The sequence below is a fragment of the Sphingomonas faeni genome, from assembly GCF_040407505.1.
GTDB lineage: Bacteria > Pseudomonadota > Alphaproteobacteria > Sphingomonadales > Sphingomonadaceae > Sphingomonas > Sphingomonas faeni_E.
Genome location: NZ_JAPZPQ010000002.1, coordinates 803,566 through 818,897, shown reverse-complemented (window position 1 = coordinate 818,897; position 15,332 = coordinate 803,566). Strand labels below are relative to the sequence as shown.

Annotated in this window: 12 protein-coding genes; 10 read left to right on the top strand and 2 right to left on the bottom strand. The window is 65.3% G+C overall.

Annotation, left to right across the window (positions count from 1 at the left end; all coding sequences use genetic code 11):
* Nucleotides 1–20 precede the first annotated feature (20 nt).
* Both O6X71_RS10290 and O6X71_RS10285 read right to left on the bottom strand, forming a co-directional pair.
* Nucleotides 21–3,092 (bottom strand): TonB-dependent receptor, encoded by a 3,072-nt coding sequence (locus O6X71_RS10290; RefSeq protein ID WP_353465761.1) that lies wholly within the window; start codon nucleotides 3,090–3,092, stop codon nucleotides 21–23.
* A gap of 370 nt (nucleotides 3,093–3,462) precedes the next feature.
* A complete protein-coding gene (locus O6X71_RS10285) occupies nucleotides 3,463–4,662 on the bottom strand; it encodes an ROK family transcriptional regulator (RefSeq protein ID WP_353465760.1) in 1,200 nt (399 codons plus the stop codon).
* A 361-nt stretch (nucleotides 4,663–5,023) separates the two neighbouring features.
* Here O6X71_RS10285 and O6X71_RS10280 point away from each other — a divergent pair, with 361 nt between their 5' ends.
* The 10 genes from O6X71_RS10280 (at nucleotide 5,024) to O6X71_RS10235 (ending at nucleotide 15,317) form a co-directional block, all read left to right on the top strand.
* Nucleotides 5,024–7,369, top strand: a complete 2,346-nt coding sequence (locus tag O6X71_RS10280) for a GH92 family glycosyl hydrolase (RefSeq protein WP_353465759.1) — start codon at nucleotides 5,024–5,026, stop codon at nucleotides 7,367–7,369.
* Between the two features lie 73 nt (nucleotides 7,370–7,442).
* The gene (locus tag O6X71_RS10275; protein ID WP_353465758.1) at nucleotides 7,443–9,368 is read left to right on the top strand and encodes a CocE/NonD family hydrolase; all 1,926 of its coding nucleotides are present in this window, start codon (nucleotides 7,443–7,445) and stop codon (nucleotides 9,366–9,368) included.
* A gap of 175 nt (nucleotides 9,369–9,543) precedes the next feature.
* Entirely contained in the window at nucleotides 9,544–9,717 is a 174-nt protein-coding gene (locus O6X71_RS10270; RefSeq protein WP_165895503.1) for a hypothetical protein, read from the top strand.
* A 95-nt stretch (nucleotides 9,718–9,812) separates the two neighbouring features.
* A complete protein-coding gene (locus O6X71_RS10265; RefSeq protein WP_353465757.1) occupies nucleotides 9,813–10,169 on the top strand; it encodes a hypothetical protein in 357 nt (118 codons plus the stop codon).
* A gap of 42 nt (nucleotides 10,170–10,211) precedes the next feature.
* Nucleotides 10,212–10,577 (top strand): CsbD family protein, encoded by a 366-nt coding sequence (locus O6X71_RS10260; RefSeq protein ID WP_353465756.1) that lies wholly within the window; start codon nucleotides 10,212–10,214, stop codon nucleotides 10,575–10,577.
* A 4-nt stretch (nucleotides 10,578–10,581) separates the two neighbouring features.
* Nucleotides 10,582–12,114, top strand: a complete 1,533-nt coding sequence (locus O6X71_RS10255) for a PAS domain S-box protein (protein WP_353465755.1) — start codon at nucleotides 10,582–10,584, stop codon at nucleotides 12,112–12,114.
* A complete protein-coding gene (locus O6X71_RS10250) occupies nucleotides 12,111–12,362 on the top strand; it encodes a hypothetical protein (protein ID WP_353465754.1) in 252 nt (83 codons plus the stop codon). Before O6X71_RS10255 ends, O6X71_RS10250 begins: the two co-directional genes overlap by 4 nt.
* A gap of 38 nt (nucleotides 12,363–12,400) precedes the next feature.
* Nucleotides 12,401–13,294 carry a hypothetical protein gene (locus O6X71_RS10245; protein ID WP_353465753.1) on the top strand — a complete coding sequence of 298 codons (894 nt, stop codon included), beginning with the start codon at nucleotides 12,401–12,403 and terminating at the stop codon, nucleotides 13,292–13,294.
* 171 nt (nucleotides 13,295–13,465) lie between these two features.
* On the top strand, nucleotides 13,466–13,609 hold the full coding sequence (locus O6X71_RS10240; protein WP_156362369.1) for a hypothetical protein: 144 nt from the start codon (nucleotides 13,466–13,468) through the stop codon (nucleotides 13,607–13,609).
* A 124-nt stretch (nucleotides 13,610–13,733) separates the two neighbouring features.
* Nucleotides 13,734–15,317, top strand: coding sequence for a phospholipase D-like domain-containing protein (locus O6X71_RS10235; protein WP_353465752.1), 1,584 nt, complete (start codon nucleotides 13,734–13,736; stop codon nucleotides 15,315–15,317).
* Nucleotides 15,318–15,332: the final 15 nt, after the last annotated feature.

The window sequence follows — 15,332 nt, the reverse complement described above, 5'->3', positions numbered from 1 at the left end:
AAGCCGATCAAACCAGGTCATCAGAAATTGAACGACACGCCCACATAGGCCCGCCGCCCGAAGTAATTCCGATAGGTGAAGCGGTCCTTCGTGTCGTTGCCGAGATGGCGGCTTTCCTCGGCCTTGGTGAGGTTGATCACCGAGGCTGTGAGGTTCAGCCGGTCGGTCAGCGCATAGGCCGCATTGAGATCGACCTGTGCATACGGATCGGTGTATTCGTTCAGGCCCGACTGCAACCCGCCGACGACTTCGCCGCGCCGGTTGTACGATGCGCGCAGCAACACCTTGCCGTGTTCGTAGAAGACCGACGCATTGACCTGCGTCTTGGCGCTGCCGACCAAGGCGGACGAACCGACCTTCTGCCCGTCGAGCGTGACGTCAGCCACCGAGGTGTCGTTATAGGTGAAGTTGACCTGCGCGCCGAGACCGAACGACAGCGTGTGCTGCGCGTACAGTTCGACACCCTGCGACCGCGCATTCGAACCGTTCGCGACGGTCGAGTAAGGCTGGATCAGCTGCTGCGTTCCGTTGACGTCGCGGGTGACGTTGAGCACCAACGGCACCACGAAGTCCGACACGTCCTTGCGGAAGAAGGTCGCGCCGAGCACCGAACCGCGGTGGAAATACCATTCGATGCCAAGGTCGTATTGCCATGCCGAGAATGGGTTCAGGTCCGAATTGCCGCCGCTGCCCGACCAGCCGGCGAACTCGCCGAACTGGCCGCGATCGAACGCATAGGCATTCGAGCGGAAGGTGAGCGACCGCTGCGACCCCAGATTCTCGAACGACGGCCGCGCGATCACCTTCGCGACGGCGCCGCGGACGAGGAGATCAGGCGTGACCTCGTACGACACGTTGAAGCTCGGCAGCCAGTCCGTGTAGGTCTTCGATTGGTCGGCACGCGTGTTGACGATCGTCTCGCGCACGCTGAGCGGCAGCACCTGGCAGTTGCCATCGGGGCCGAGCGGACGGTTGGGATCGGCCGCCCCGCCGGGGCCGTTGACGCAATAGTCGTTGAGATATTGCAGGCGGTCGGAGGTATTGCCCGACTGTTTCGTGTTCGCCATGCGGAGGCCGACGTTACCGCGAAGACCACCGGTCCCGAAGTTCACCTGCGCATAGCCAGCGAAGACCCGCTCCCCCAGCGCGTAGACGAAGTCGGGTTCGTACACCCGCACCGCCTGGCCGTAGGTCGCATTCAGATACTTCAGATATTCATCGAAATTGATGCCCGGCACGACGTTGGCGTTGAAGCCGCCGTTGATGTTGCCGATCTGGTTCGCGTAGAAGAATTCAGGCCGCGCGACGGCACCGGCGGCGGTATCCTGGTAGCGAAGCAACGTCGCCGGATCGGCATACCAGTCGTTGCGACCGGTCTCGCGGCCGATCTTCAGGTCGCGCCATTTGCCGCCGACCTGCACCGATTTCAGGAACCCGTCGAACCGCCTTGTCAGGTCGAGCTGCGCATAGCGCTGGCCAAGGTCGCTGTTGACGAAGCTCGAGTTGGTCGAGCCCACGTCGATCTGCGCGATCCCGTTGCGGATGTTGTTCTGCAGCTCGGGCGAGAACTCGAAATTGGCGATGCCGTCCGAGATATCCCAGTTGCTGACCAGATTGCCGTTCTGCTCCCGGCCGGGCGTCGTCAGGCGGGGCTTGGCGGCAACGCTGAAGCGCACCGACGGGCCACCGCTCGACTTGGTCTTGCCCAGTTTCAGGACGGCGTCGAAACGGTCCTGGCTATATTTGACCTCGGTCTCGAAGGTGTTCGAAACCTGCTTCTCGCGGCTGTACGTGCCGGCGATCTGCGGCGTCTCCATCGTGCACGGGGTCGGGCGCGCGAGGCAGCCCGTCCCCGCCGCCGGCACCGCGAAGTTCGCCGACTGGAAGATCGTCCCGCTCTTGTCGAACGTCGCACCGGTGAAGAAATTGTCGTAGCCCCATTCCGGGATCTTCAGCACGTTCGAGGTAAAGTTGCTGCTATAGCCGAACCGGAAATAGTTCGCGGTGACCGTGACCGACTCGAACGGCTTGAACTGTGCGGTCGCCTGGATCCCGTACCGCTCGCGCTCCTGGTCGAAGACTTCGGCGTTGACCGACTGCGGCGCCCAATAGCCCGAATAATGCGTGCCATCGCGCGCAGTCGTGCCCTGCCCCGGCCAGTAGGAGATCGCGTCGTTGTTCGCGAAGGTCTTGCCGTCGACGTCGGTCGCGGGCTTCAGGACGTTGCCCTGTGCGTCGCGATCGCTCCACCACAGCCAGCTCTCGGACGAGCTGCGCAACTCGCGGTTGGTGCGCTTCTGCCAGACGCCGCCGACCAGCAGGCCGAACGTCTCCTCCTTGTTCTTCCACGACACCTGCCCGCCAAGCTGCGGTTCGTATTTCTCGGTCGTGTCCGAATACGTCCCCTCGGCGGAGACGAAGCCCGACCACGCCGGCACGTCGAACGGCCGCCGCGTGTTGAGGATGATCGTGCCACCGACGCCGCCTTCTTCGAGCCGCGCTTCGGGCGACTTATAGACCTCGGTGCTGGCGATGAAGGTCGACGGCAGCAGGACGTAGTTGAACGATCGCTGCGGCTCGCCGCTGTCGGCGCCGGCAAGGAAATTGCCGTTGAGCAAGGTGAGCGTCAGGCCCGACTGAAGGCCGCGGATACTGACCCGGCTACCTTCGCCGCCGTCGCGGGTGATGACCACGCCCGGCACGCGCTGCAACGCATCGGCGACGTTCTTGTCGGGGAACTTGCCGACGTCTTCGGCGGTGATAACGTCGACGAACGCGTTCGCCTCGCGCTTCTGAGTGAGGCTCTTCTCGATCGAACGCCGATACCCGGTAACGACGATGTCGCCGGTGTCCTGCGCCGACCCATCCGGCTGTGTCGTGCCGGCGGCTTGACCGGACTCCGCCGTAGCGGTCGAGGCGGGCTGCGCCTGGTTGGACGGCGTCGCGCTCTGGGGAGGCGCAGGGGAAGGCGCGGCCTGTTGAGCCTGCGCCGCACCGGCCAACGCAGCAGTAAGACTGACCGTGGCCAACAGGAACGACAACGGACGATGGCGACGCGCCACGATCGAGCACGATTCTATGCTTGCGGTCATCAGACTTTCCTCTTCCTCGTGAGGATGCCTGCGCCCCCTCACTTACCCCTGCGAATAGCGCGCCTGCCCACCGTTTTCGGTTGGGCTGTCCGATTGAATCGGATCCTGTCGGCGTGCAGTCTCGACCCGTCTATTTGCCAATTGTAAAAGCAAATTGTCAAATAGATTGTTGCGCTAGTTTTGGACCGTTGCGGACGTAACTCGGCGAATACCCTTTGATGCGCCGATAGTCTGGAGGAAGACACCGCGAGGATTCACGCCTGCCGTCCCGTATTCGTACGTAAACGAAGACAACAGCCCGCACTCCGGAACGCCAAGCGCACAGAGGCCTCACATGCCAAGGTAGCGGTACCGAAACCGATTACCGGCGTCAGTCGGCTGCCGCGCCGGAATCCTTCCAGAGCGCAGCGGCCTTGGGCAGCAGGAAATGACTGAACGGCAGGATCGCCGCACCGACCGCCGGCGCATCCTCCGACAACGCGGCACGGCGGACCGGCGCGATCGCGGGCGCATCGGTCGCGTCCCGGATCAACGCGTTGACGCGCTCCGCGACCCGTTCAACCAACCGGCTCGGCAGGCGCCCGCCGATCAGGATTACCGCCGGATCGATCAGGCAGTTGATCGCGTCGAGGGGCGTGCAGAGCGTGTGCGCCGCCCTCTCGACCCATTCCTCCAGACAAAGCTCGACGTCCGGCGCCCAATCGGCCTGATGCAGAACCTGCCCGATGTCGAAACCTGAATTCGCCAGATGCTCGGCGAGTCCGGATAGCGATACCAGTTTCTGCACGGTCTCGCGTCCCCGCTTGCCGCCGCCGGCCGCCATGAACCCTAGCTCGCCGCTGCGCCCGTGCGTGCCGCGAACATACGCGCCATCCGCAACGAAGCCGCCGCCCAGCCCCGACGACACGAGGATGTAGAAGAAACTGCTGTAATTCTGTCCGAAGCCTAGCTGCATCTCGCCCATCGCGGCGGCGGCGGCATCGTTCTCGACGAACACGGGCAGCGACAGCGGTTTGTCGAACAGCGTCGCCATGTCGATCCCGTCCCACGCCGCATAGGCGGCCGGACGGCCCGGCATCGCGACCAGCGCGAGGTCGTCGGGTCGCGCCACGCCGATGCCGACCAGCTTGGCGGGATCGACCTTCGCGCTTTTCAGCATCTGGCGTACCGAGCGCCGATAGAGATCGCGGACGTCGTCGGGCAGCGCGAAGCTGATCTCGATCGACTTGCGCGCGAGGATCTGGGCGAGGAAATCGACCAGCACGATCGTGATATGGTCGCGGTCGATATTGACGCCGATCGAATAGCACGCGTCGGCCCGGACGACGAGTTTGGTCGGCGGCTGGCCGCGCCCGCCGCGGCGCTGCCCCGCCTCCTCGATCATCCCTTCCTGCAACAGCCTCCGCGTGATGTTGGCGATCGCCGGCCCGGTCAGCCCGGTGATCCGTGCGAGGTCGATCCGTGTCAGCGATCCGCCGAGGCGAATGGCATGCAGCGTCACGCGCTGGTTGTGGTCGGCGGCGCGCTCGAGGTTGGTCCCCGACAGACGCGGCGGCGTTTGAAGAGTCATGCGGACCGATCATCCAGGCTGGAGAACAGAAGACGAAGCCGCTCTGCACTGCAATGCAGCGGTTTCAGCGTTGGCGACGAAGTGATCCCGCGATTGCGAAGGCTTGGCAAGCGCACACTACTGGCGTTCAGTGAACGCGCGGCATATCGACCCGGCCTGAAGACCATCTTCTGCATCCCCCCGCTTTCAAACTGTTCGTTTGAATTATCCAATTTGATGTTCTAATCCACTTCTGCGGTTGCGCAAGAGCTGGCGATGAAGCCAGTCTGGCGACCGAACGAATAGAGGGGATGTGCGCGACATGGTTCACCTGGCACCCGGCAAGCTCCCCCGCCTATTTCCCTCCGAACGGGTGACCTCGATGTCCATCTTCACGCGATCGTGCCTCGTGGGTGCGCTGTTCACAACGATCCTCGCCGGCCCCGCCTTCGCGCAGGATGCCGCCAAACCGAGCGATGCGGTCGATCCGTTTATTGGCACCGGCGGCGAAGGCCATACCTTCCCCGGCGCGGTCGCTCCGTTCGGCATGGTCCAGTTGTCGCCGGACACCGATACCTCGTGCGTCATCCGCACCTGCTACGGCCATGCCGCCGGCTATCGCTACGACGATCCGACGATCGAGGGGTTCAGCCACACGCATTTCTCGGGCGCGGGGCATTCCGATCTCGGCGATATCCTCGTCACGCCGGTGTCGGGCGACACGGTGCCGATGGACCCCGGCACGCCCGCCGCACCCGGCTATCGCTCAAGCTTTTCGCACGCCAGTGAAGTCGCCAAGCCCGGCTATTACGCCGTCACGCTCGACGGGCCTGGCGTACGCGCGGAAATGACGGCGGGGACGCGGATCGGCGTGCACCGCTACAGCTTCCCCAAGGGCAAGGCCGCGCACCTCGTCGTCGATCTCCGCTCCTCGCTCTATAATTACCCCGGCAAGATCCTGTGGTCGGGGCTGCACCTGCGCGACGACGGCGTGCTCACCGGCTTCCGCGAGACGCGCGGCTGGGCGCCCGGGCGCAAGCTCTACTTCGCGATGCGGTTCTCCGCGCCGCTGGTCGGCCACGCGCTGGTCAACCGCGAGAAGGACATCCCGTACAAAGGGTTCCAGGGCCCAGGTCGCGGTAGCGATGCGCTGGCGGAGAAGCTCGGTCAGGCACTGGAAGCACGGCTCGACTTCGGCCCGCTCGACGCTCCGCTGGAGGTGAAGGTCGGGATATCGGGGGTCGACGAGGCCGGAGCGCTCGCCAATCTGGACAGCGAGCCCGGCGGCTTCGACGCGGTCCGCACCAAGACGCAGGGTGACTGGGATACGGCTCTGGGCGCGGTCAAGTTCGAGGCGGCCCCGCCGATGCGCCGCATCTTCGCGACCGCGCTCTACCACAGCCTGCTCGCCCCCAGCGTGTGGAGCGACAGCGACGGGCGCTACCGCGGCCCCGACGACCAAGTCCATCGGGCCGATGGCTTCACCGTCCGCTCGACCTTTTCCCTCTGGGATACGTTCCGCGCCGAACACCCGCTGCTGACGCTGATCCAGCCGGAGAAGACCAATTCCGACATCGTCCGCTCGCTGATCGCCGGCCAGCAGCAAAGCCCCGACGGCATCCTCCCGGTCTGGCAATTCGCCGGACGGGAGACGTGGACTATGATTGGTTATCATGCGGTCCCCGTTATCGCCGACGCGTATCTGAAGGGCATCGGCGGCTTCGACGCGGACGCTGCGTTGCAGGCGATGGTCGCGAGCGCCGACCACGCATCGTACGGCGGGCTCGGCGAGTATATCCAGCGCGGCTACGTCCCGATCGACAAGGAGCCGGAGGCCGCGTCGAAGACCGTCGAATATGCCTATGACGACTGGACCATCGCGCGAATGGCGCGGCGGATGGGCAAGACCGACATCGCCGAGCGGTTCGAGAAGCGCGCGGGCAATTGGCGCAACAGCTTCGACGCGAAGTCCGGCTGGCTGCGCGCGAGGCTCGCGAACGGGGCGTTCCGCACGCCTTTCGATCCGACCGCGATCAATTACGGCTCCGATTATACCGAGGGCAATGCGTGGCAATATAGCTGGTTCGTGCCGCAGGATCAGGCGGGACTGTTCCGACTGCTCGGCGGCGATGCGAAGACCGTCAGGAAGCTCGACGCGATGTTCGACTTCGACAATTCGAAGGTCGATTATAGCCATGCGGAGGATATCGCCGGGCTGATCGGCCAGTATATCCACGGCAACGAGCCGAGCCATCACGTCGCCTATCTCTACAGTTACGCCGGCGCGCCGTGGCGGACACAAGAGCGGCTCGGCCAGATCGTACGGAGCCAATATGGCGCCAAGCCCGAGGGGCTCAGCGGCAACGACGATCTTGGCCAGATGTCCGCATGGCTCGTCTTCACCGCACTCGGCTTCTACCCGGTCGCGCCCGGATCGAACGAATACGTCATCGGCCGCCCGTTCCTGTCGCAGGCGACGCTCGCGCTGCCCGGCGGCAAGCAGTTCGCGATCCGCACGGACAATCTGTCGGATTCCAACCCGTATATCCGGTCGGTCACGCTCAACGGCAAACCCCTCGCCCGCAGCTATCTGCGCGACGACGAGATTCGCCAGGGCGGCGAACTCCGCTTCGTGATGGGCGCGAAACCGAACAAGCTCTGGGGCAAGGGCGCGAAGGCCCGCCCGTTCTCGTCCTCGACCACGCCATCAACGATGCCGGGCAACTAAAGACTGTCAGACCGATTGCCCCCGCGCCCCGGTTGCGCCTAGCTTCGCCCCAACGCTTCCGGAGCCCTTCGCCATGTCCGTCAAATTCGTCCTGCTCGCCTCGATCGCCCTCGCAACCACCGCAATCGCGCAGGACAAGACCGCGCCCGTCGGCGGCGACATCCCCGCCAAGTTCGTCCCACCGACCGCCGCGCAGGATTACGTGAAGCGCGAGGTGATGATCCCGATGCGCGACGGGACCAAGCTCTACACGGTCATCGTCTATCCCAAGGGCGTCGCGAACGCGCCGATCGTCCTCACCCGCACGCCCTACAACGCCAAGGGTCGCGCGAACCGCTCCGACAGTGCGAGCATCCTCGCCACGCTGCCGCTCGCCGACGAGATGTTCGTCAAGGCAGGCTATATCCGCGTCTACCAGGACATCCGCGGCAAATACGGGTCCGAAGGCGAATACGTCGTCACACGCCCCGTCATCGGCCCGCTCAACCCGACCAAGGTCGATCACGTCACCGACGCGTACGACACCATCGACTGGCTGGTGAACAAGGCGAACCTCCCCGAGAGCAACGGCCGCGTCGGCATGATCGGCTCGTCATACGAAGGCTTCACGGTCGCGATGGCGCTGCTCGCCCCGCATCCCGCGCTGAAGGTCGCCGCGCCCGAGAGCCCGATGATCGACGGCTGGATGGGCGACGACTGGTTCCATTACGGCGCCTTCCGCCTCGCCAACATCGCGTGGCTCGGCAGCCAGACCGGCTACAAGGGCGCGGGCAAGGCACCCCCCACCGGCGGCTATGACGATTACGAGAACTTCCGCGAGGTCGGCTCGGCCGGCGAGTGGGCGAAGAAGTCCGGCTACGACCAGCTTCCCTATTGGCAGCGGATGGTGTCGCACCCCGCCTATGACGGCTTCTGGCAGGGTCAGGCGCTCGACAAGCTGCTCGCCGCCAACCCGTCGAACGTGCCGACGATCTGGGAACAGGGGCTGTGGGACCAGGAGGACATGTACGGCGCGATCACCGCGTGGGAAGCGCTCAAGGCCAAGGGCAAGCTCGGCAACAACCACCTCGTGATGGGTCCGTGGCGCCATAGCCAGATCAACCGCGAAGGCCGCAGCCTCGGGCCGTTCCAGTGGAATGGCGACACCGCGCAGCAATTCCGCGAGGACATGCTGCTCCCCTATTTCAACCAGTATCTGAAGGATGGCGCGCCCGTCACGCTGCCCGCCGCCGCGATCTACAACACCGGTGAGAACCACTGGGACAAGTTCGCGACATGGCCACTCGCGTGCGAGACGGGATGCGCCGCGCCGCTCAAGCCGATCTACCTGCAGGAGGGCGGCGCGCTCGGCTTCGGCAAGGCGACGACCGGTGGTGACAGCTATGTCTCCGATCCGTCGAAGCCCGTGCCGCATTTGCCGCGCCCGGTGAACTTCGGCGACGGCCGCTGGGGCGACTGGCTGGTCAGCGACCAGCGCGGCGTTGACGGGCGCCCCGACGTGATGACCTACACCACCGAAGCGCTGACCGCGCCGGTGCGCGTATCGGGTGCGCCGATCGCCGACATCTTCGCTAAGACGACCGGCACCGACGGCGATTTCGTCGTCAAGGTGATCGACGTCTACCCGGCGGAGAACGCGACCGATCCGAAGATGGGCGGATACGAACTGCCGATCAGCCTCGACATCTTCCGCGGCCGCTATCGCCAGAGCTTCGCCAAGCCGACCGCGATTCCCGCGGGCAAGGTGCAGGAATACAAGTTCCGCCTGCCGACCGTGAACCACGTGTTCCAACCGGGCCACAAGATCATGATCCAGGTCCAGTCGAGCCTGTTCCCGCTCTACGATCGCAACCCGCAGACGTTCGTCCCCAACATCTTCCTCGCAAAGAAAGCGGACTATAAGCCGGCGACGGTCACCATCGTCCGCGGCGGCGCATCGGCGAGCGCGGTCTGGTTGCCGGTCGTCCCGCTCGACCAGTCCGCGGCAATGGCCAAGTAATCGATCGAACCAAGCCGACATAAAGACGGCATCGTCGCCCGGCCAACTCGGCCGCGGCGGCGTCCCCACAGCCTCACGCCAGACTGATCATACTACCGCATTGCCTAGTCGTTTCCGATCACGCGCGGGCGCCTGCAATTTCGTACTGAAGGCGCAGGTTACCAAGGGCAATGCGATGACGAAGGTTCAAGACGACAGCCACTTTCCCGCCGACGACAACGACGATTCGACCTATTTTCAGCGTCGAGCCGAGTGGCATGAAGGCCGCGCCGAGGTCGCCGAGGATTCGAGCACACGGTCGCTGCATCTGCGGTTCGCGCGGCTCTATGCGGCGCGCGCGACGTCCTGATATGGTACATTACAGCTAGTAGTTCTACACAAAACTACCAGGAACCAAGAGGTTACCGGTAGGTTTATGCGTCCAGTCCCGTCGCGATACCCCGCGTGCGGCAAGATACTGGAGCTGCTCACATGAAGCGCATGACGTCCGCCACCGGGGCCCTGGCCCTGCTGGCGTCCATTGCCGGTTGCGCCGCGCCCGCGACGCGTATCTCGTCTGGGCTCCAGCGCTACGGGCTCGATCAGTCGCGCTCCGATTGCGTCGGCGGTCGGCTCCAGGCGAACCTCTCGCTCGGCCAGCTGCAGCGCCTGGGCAAGGCCGCCGCGGCGTACCGCCAGGGCGACACCACGCCCGGCGTGCTGACCCCGTCCGATCTCATCCGCGTCGCCTCCGAACTCCGCGATCCGAAGATCGCGCTCGAAGTCGGCAAGGCCGCCGCCGGCTGCGGCGTGCTGCCGTAACGCGGGGCCTTTCCCACCCAATTCCAAACGTAAGGATCTGACATGAACAAGGACGAATTCCAGGGCGGCGCCCGCTATGTCGGCGGCAAGGTCGAGAAGGCCGTTGGCGACACCGTAAACAGCCGCAACTGGCAGGTCGACGGCGTCGTCGACCAGGTCGCTGGCGGCGCACAGAACCTGTACGGTCGCGCCAAGTCGGCGATCGAGGACGCTGTCGACGGTGCCCCCGAACTCGCCGACAAGATCGGCAGCGAAGCGCGCGAAGCCGGCGATCGTGCCGCCGACGCCGCTCGTCGTGCGGCCTCGACCGCGCAGGCATCGGCCAAGGACGCCCCTGTCCTCTGGGCGCTCGGGGCCGCCGCCATCGGCTACGGCGTCGCCTGGCTCGTCCACGGCCAGCGCGACTGATCGCATGACCGTGGCGCCGCCCCTCAAGTCGCTTCGTGACTCCCCCGATCTGCGTCATCTGCGCCAGATCATCGCGGGGCTGGACGAAGGCGTCATCCTCGTCGATCCCGATCAGGACATCCTGTGGGCCAATACGGCCGCACTCGGGATGCACGGGGTCGACTCGGTCGAGGATCTCGGTGCCACGGTCGACGATTATCGCCAGCGTTTCCAGCTGCGCTATCGCAACAACCACAAGCTCAACGACGCCGATTACCCGATCGAGCGCGTCGTGTCGGGGGAGGCCTTCTCGGAGGTCGTGGTCGAGGTCGCGGTCGCCGGCGAGGACGAACCCCGCTGGGTGCATCAGGTGCGCAGCCTCGTCCTGACCAACGACGACGACGAGCCCGAATGCCTCGTCATGATCATTCAGGACGTGTCTGCGCAATTCGAGGCCGAGGATCGCTTCGAACAATCGTTCAACGCGAACCCCGCGCCCGCGGTCATCTGTCGCCTGTGCGATCTTCGCTTCGTGAAGGTCAACCAGGGCTTCATCGACATGACCGGGCACGACCGCGACGCCGTCCTGTCGCGCACGGTCTACGATATCGACGTCCTCGAACGCGGCGAGAAGCGCGATCTCGGCAAGCAGCGCCTCGCCGAGGGTCGCACCATCCCGCAGATGGAGGCGGAGCTCAGCCTTCCCGACGGCGAGACCAAGCTTGTGATCGTCGCCGGCCAGCCGATCGACATGGGCGAGCAGCCGTGCATGCTATTCACCTTCGCCGACCTCGAACCGCGCCGCAAAGCCGAGACGCAGCTGCGCCATAGCGAGGAGCGCTTCATGCGGACTTTCTCGCTCGCCCCCATCGCGCTCGCGATCGGCGCGCGCGACGGCCACCGGCTGTGCGACGTCAACGAAGCCTTCACCAGCCTCACCGGCTATTCCTCGGCGGAGATCATCGGTCGTCCGCTCGGCGACGTCGACCTGTGGGAAACGCCCGCGCTACGCCACGCGATCGAGGCGGACATCGACGCGGGCCTCCCGATCCGCGACCGCGAAGTCCGCATCCGCGGCAAGGACGGTGACATCATCGACTGCATCGTGTCGACCGAGCCGATCCAGCTCGACGACGAAGCCTGCGTGCTGTGGGCAATGCGCGACATCAGCACCCGCAAAGCGTCCGAGCGCGAACTCGTCAACGCGATCGAGGCGGTGATGAAGGACACGAGCTGGCTCAGCCGGTCGATCATGGAAAAGCTTGCGCGGATCCGCACGCCGAACGCCGAGCCGGTCGGCGTCGGGCTCGACGAACTGACGCAGCGTGAGCGCGAGGTGCTGGCGCTGATCTGTCGCGGGCTCGACGACAAGTCGATCGCGCGCACGCTCGACGTCTCCAGCAACACCGTGCGCAACCACGTCGCGCGGATCTATTCGAAGATCGGCGTCAACCGCCGCAATGCCGCCGCCGCCTGGGCGCGCGCGCGCGGCTTCGACGGCGATTCCATCCCGCACGCGCTCCACCTCAAGGCGCCCTCGAAGGAGATCGCCGCATGACGCGCGACAAGGACAAGCCGGACCAGGACGACGCCCGCACCCGCCAGGCGAAGGGCTCGATCCAGGAGGCGATCGGCAAGATCATTGGCGACCCAGCGATCGAACAGCGCGGCTCGCAGGAAAGCGAAGCCGGCGCCCGCGAAGCCAAGGCCGACGAAGCCTCGAAGGCTGACAAAGGCTCGAAGGCTGGAACCGCGAAGGCCGACAAACAGATCGACACACCCATCGATAGGCACGGCAAAAACTGACGCCGTCCCTCGAATTTCGTGAATAACAGGAGTGAATTATGGCTAACCATGTAAATCCCGGCGTCCTGCCGACGGACGATTTCCGTCGCGTGAAGACCCCGACCCGCATCTCGTGGGGCGCAATCTTCGCCGGGGTCGTGATCGCGATCGCGATCCAGCTCGTACTCGGCATCCTCGGCACGGGCATCGGTCTGAGCCTGGTCGATCCGGTCGAGGGCACGACTCCCGGCGCGACCGGCTTTGGCATCGGCGCAGGGATCTACTGGATTATCACGACGGTCATCGCGCTGGGCGCAGGCGGTTATGCCGCGGCACGCGGTGCCGGCGTGCATGACCGGTTCGACGGCCTGATCCACGGCCTGGTCGTCTGGGGCGTCACCCTGATCCTCACCATGTACCTGCTCACCTCGGCCGTCGGCGGCATCATCGGCGGCGCATTCCGCACCGTCGGTTCGGTCGCATCGGCAGCAGGCACCGGCATCGGCGCAGCAGCCCCGAAGGTTGCCGACGTCGCCAATGTCGACGTCACCGACGTTCGCGCCGAAGCTGCTCAGTATCTGTCGGACGCACCGTCGAATCCCGCGCAGATGACGCCGGAGCAGGCGCAGAAGGAAATCGCGAAGGAGCTGCCAGCACTCGCAAAGGGTGGCCAGGACGGCGCACAGGCTGAAAGCCGCATCGTCGACATCGTCGCCGCCCAGCGCAAGATCAGCCGTCCGGAGGCTCAGGCCCAGGTGACGCGCGCCAAGGCCCAGTTCGTCCAGACCAAGAACAAGACGATCGAGACCGCCAAGTCGGCGACCGACACCGCCGCCGGTGCAGCCGCAGGCACGTCGTTCATGATCGTGATCGCGCTGCTCATCGGCGCTGCCGCAGCAGGCTTCGGTGCGACCACCGCCGCCCGCCGCCGCGTCTACACCGACGCCGTCTGATACGGCCGATCGGTTCGTGTAACGGGCGCCGTCCGCGTAACTGGACGGCATTCCATTCGGCGAACGGCCGCGCAATCGCGCGGCCGTTCGTTCGTCAAACAGGTTACATCGTCGCTGCCGACCGGGTAAGGAGCCGCGGCGAGGACCTGATAGAAATCCAAGGGTACCGGGATGACCACGTCGCAACAGGATCGCCGTTCGCTTCGCATTGCCATCGTCCGTGCGTTGCAACTTGCCGACGCCCAGGACGACCATCTCGTGGCGGCCTTGCTGGCGCAGGCGCTCGACGCAGCAGAGAACGAGCAGTCCGAATAAAGTACCGATGGTACGTGCGCGCCACGAACATTTTATAATGAATGCGGCCGATCGTTCGGCCATTGACGGTCAAAACCCGCCTCCGTGGGTTGGCTGATCGCGCCAAGCCTGCGATGGCAGCATCATGAATTCTCACGGAACACTGCTCGAGCCCGGTCGCAACTGCTGGCGAATCGAACCTGCCAAGCAGGCGACCGTCATCGTCGACGCCGACGATTATTTCAAAGCCGCCCGCGCGGTGATGATGAAGGCCAAGAAGCAGATCCTGCTCGTCGGCTGGGATTTCGATGCGCGCATCCGGTTCGGTGGCGGTGACAGCGGCGGGGACGACGACGATGGCGGCCCCGAGCGCGTCGGCGAATTCGTCACTTGGCTCGCGCGCCGCACGCCGGGGCTCAACATCCACATCCTCCGCTGGGATACCGGCGCGATCAAGACGCTGTTCCACGGCCAGACGCTGTTGCGCATCGCCAAGTGGATCCGCGACCCGCAGGTTCATCTGCGGCTCGACGGCCATCATCCCCCCGCCGGTTCGCATCACCAGAAGGTTGTCGTGATCGACGACGACGTCGCGTTCTGCGGCGGGATCGACATGACCGTCGACCGATGGGACACGCGTGCGCACGCCGACGACGAACCGCGCCGGCTGGAGCCAGACGGCTCGCCCTATGGTCCGTGGCACGACGCTACCACAATCCTGCAGGGCCCGGTCGCGCGCGCGCTGGGCGACATGTGCCGTGGCCGCTGGGAAGTGTCCGGCGGCGGCGCGCTGGAGCCGGTGACCGACGGCGCCGACTGCTGGCCCGATCACGTGAAGGCTGATTTCATCGACGTCGAAGTCGGCATCGCGCTCACGATTCCCGAAATGGCCGAGCAGGAGCCCCGCCATGACATCGAGGCGCTGTACGTCGACCTGATCGCGCGGACGAAGCGCTTCTTCTACGCCGAGAGCCAGTATTTCGCGTCGCGCAAGGTCGCCGAGGCGATCGGCAAGCGGTTGCGCGAACCCGATGGTCCCGAATTCGTCATCGTCCACCCGACCACGGCGGAGGGCTGGCTCGAACCGATCGCGATGGACTCTGCGCGCGCCCGGCTGGTCGAGGCCTTGCACGAACAGGATCCGCATAGCCGGCTGCGGCTCTATCACCCCTTCACCGCGGGCGGGCAGCCGATCTACGTCCACGCCAAGGTGACGGTGGTCGACGACGAAGTGCTCCGCGTCGGCTCGTCCAACTTCAACAACCGCTCGCTGCGGCTCGACAGCGAATGCGACGTCGTCATCGATGCCGCGCGCGATCGCAACGCCGGTGAGCGCGACACGATCGCCAGCATCCGCAACGGCCTGCTCGCCGAACATCTCGACACCGACGTGGCGACGATCGAGACGTCGATCGCCGAAACCGGCTCGCTGATCGAAACGATCGAACGGCTGCGCGGCGACGGCCGCTCGCTCCGCCCCTATGAGGTACCGGAACTCGATTCCGTGCGCGAGTGGCTGGCCGACAACAAGATCCTCGATCCCGAGGGTCCGGGCGAGATGTTCGAGGGACTGTCGGGCCGCAAGCCACTGCTCAAGAACCTGCGCCCGCACCTCCACCGTGCCGACGGCAGCATCTCGCCAGTCATGGCCGCAGTCGCGGTCGGCGGCACTGCGGCCGGACTCGCGCTAGTCGGGACGATGCTGTGGGGCCTCCGCACCAAAAAATGATGCTGGAATCCTCCC

Coding starts and splice junctions, on each gene's coding strand:
- O6X71_RS10245 (WP_353465753.1), top strand. CDS start 12,401: ATGGCTAACCATGTAAATCCCGGCGTCCTGCCGACGGACGATTTCCGT.
- O6X71_RS10280 (WP_353465759.1), top strand. CDS start 5,024: ATGTCCATCTTCACGCGATCGTGCCTCGTGGGTGCGCTGTTCACAACG.
- O6X71_RS10240 (WP_156362369.1), top strand. CDS start 13,466: ATGACCACGTCGCAACAGGATCGCCGTTCGCTTCGCATTGCCATCGTC.
- O6X71_RS10270 (WP_165895503.1), top strand. CDS start 9,544: ATGACGAAGGTTCAAGACGACAGCCACTTTCCCGCCGACGACAACGAC.
- O6X71_RS10260 (WP_353465756.1), top strand. CDS start 10,212: ATGAACAAGGACGAATTCCAGGGCGGCGCCCGCTATGTCGGCGGCAAG.
- O6X71_RS10250 (WP_353465754.1), top strand. CDS start 12,111: ATGACGCGCGACAAGGACAAGCCGGACCAGGACGACGCCCGCACCCGC.
- O6X71_RS10275 (WP_353465758.1), top strand. CDS start 7,443: ATGTCCGTCAAATTCGTCCTGCTCGCCTCGATCGCCCTCGCAACCACC.
- O6X71_RS10255 (WP_353465755.1), top strand. CDS start 10,582: ATGACCGTGGCGCCGCCCCTCAAGTCGCTTCGTGACTCCCCCGATCTG.
- O6X71_RS10285 (WP_353465760.1), bottom strand. CDS start 4,662: ATGACTCTTCAAACGCCGCCGCGTCTGTCGGGGACCAACCTCGAGCGC.
- O6X71_RS10290 (WP_353465761.1), bottom strand. CDS start 3,092: ATGACCGCAAGCATAGAATCGTGCTCGATCGTGGCGCGTCGCCATCGT.
- O6X71_RS10235 (WP_353465752.1), top strand. CDS start 13,734: ATGAATTCTCACGGAACACTGCTCGAGCCCGGTCGCAACTGCTGGCGA.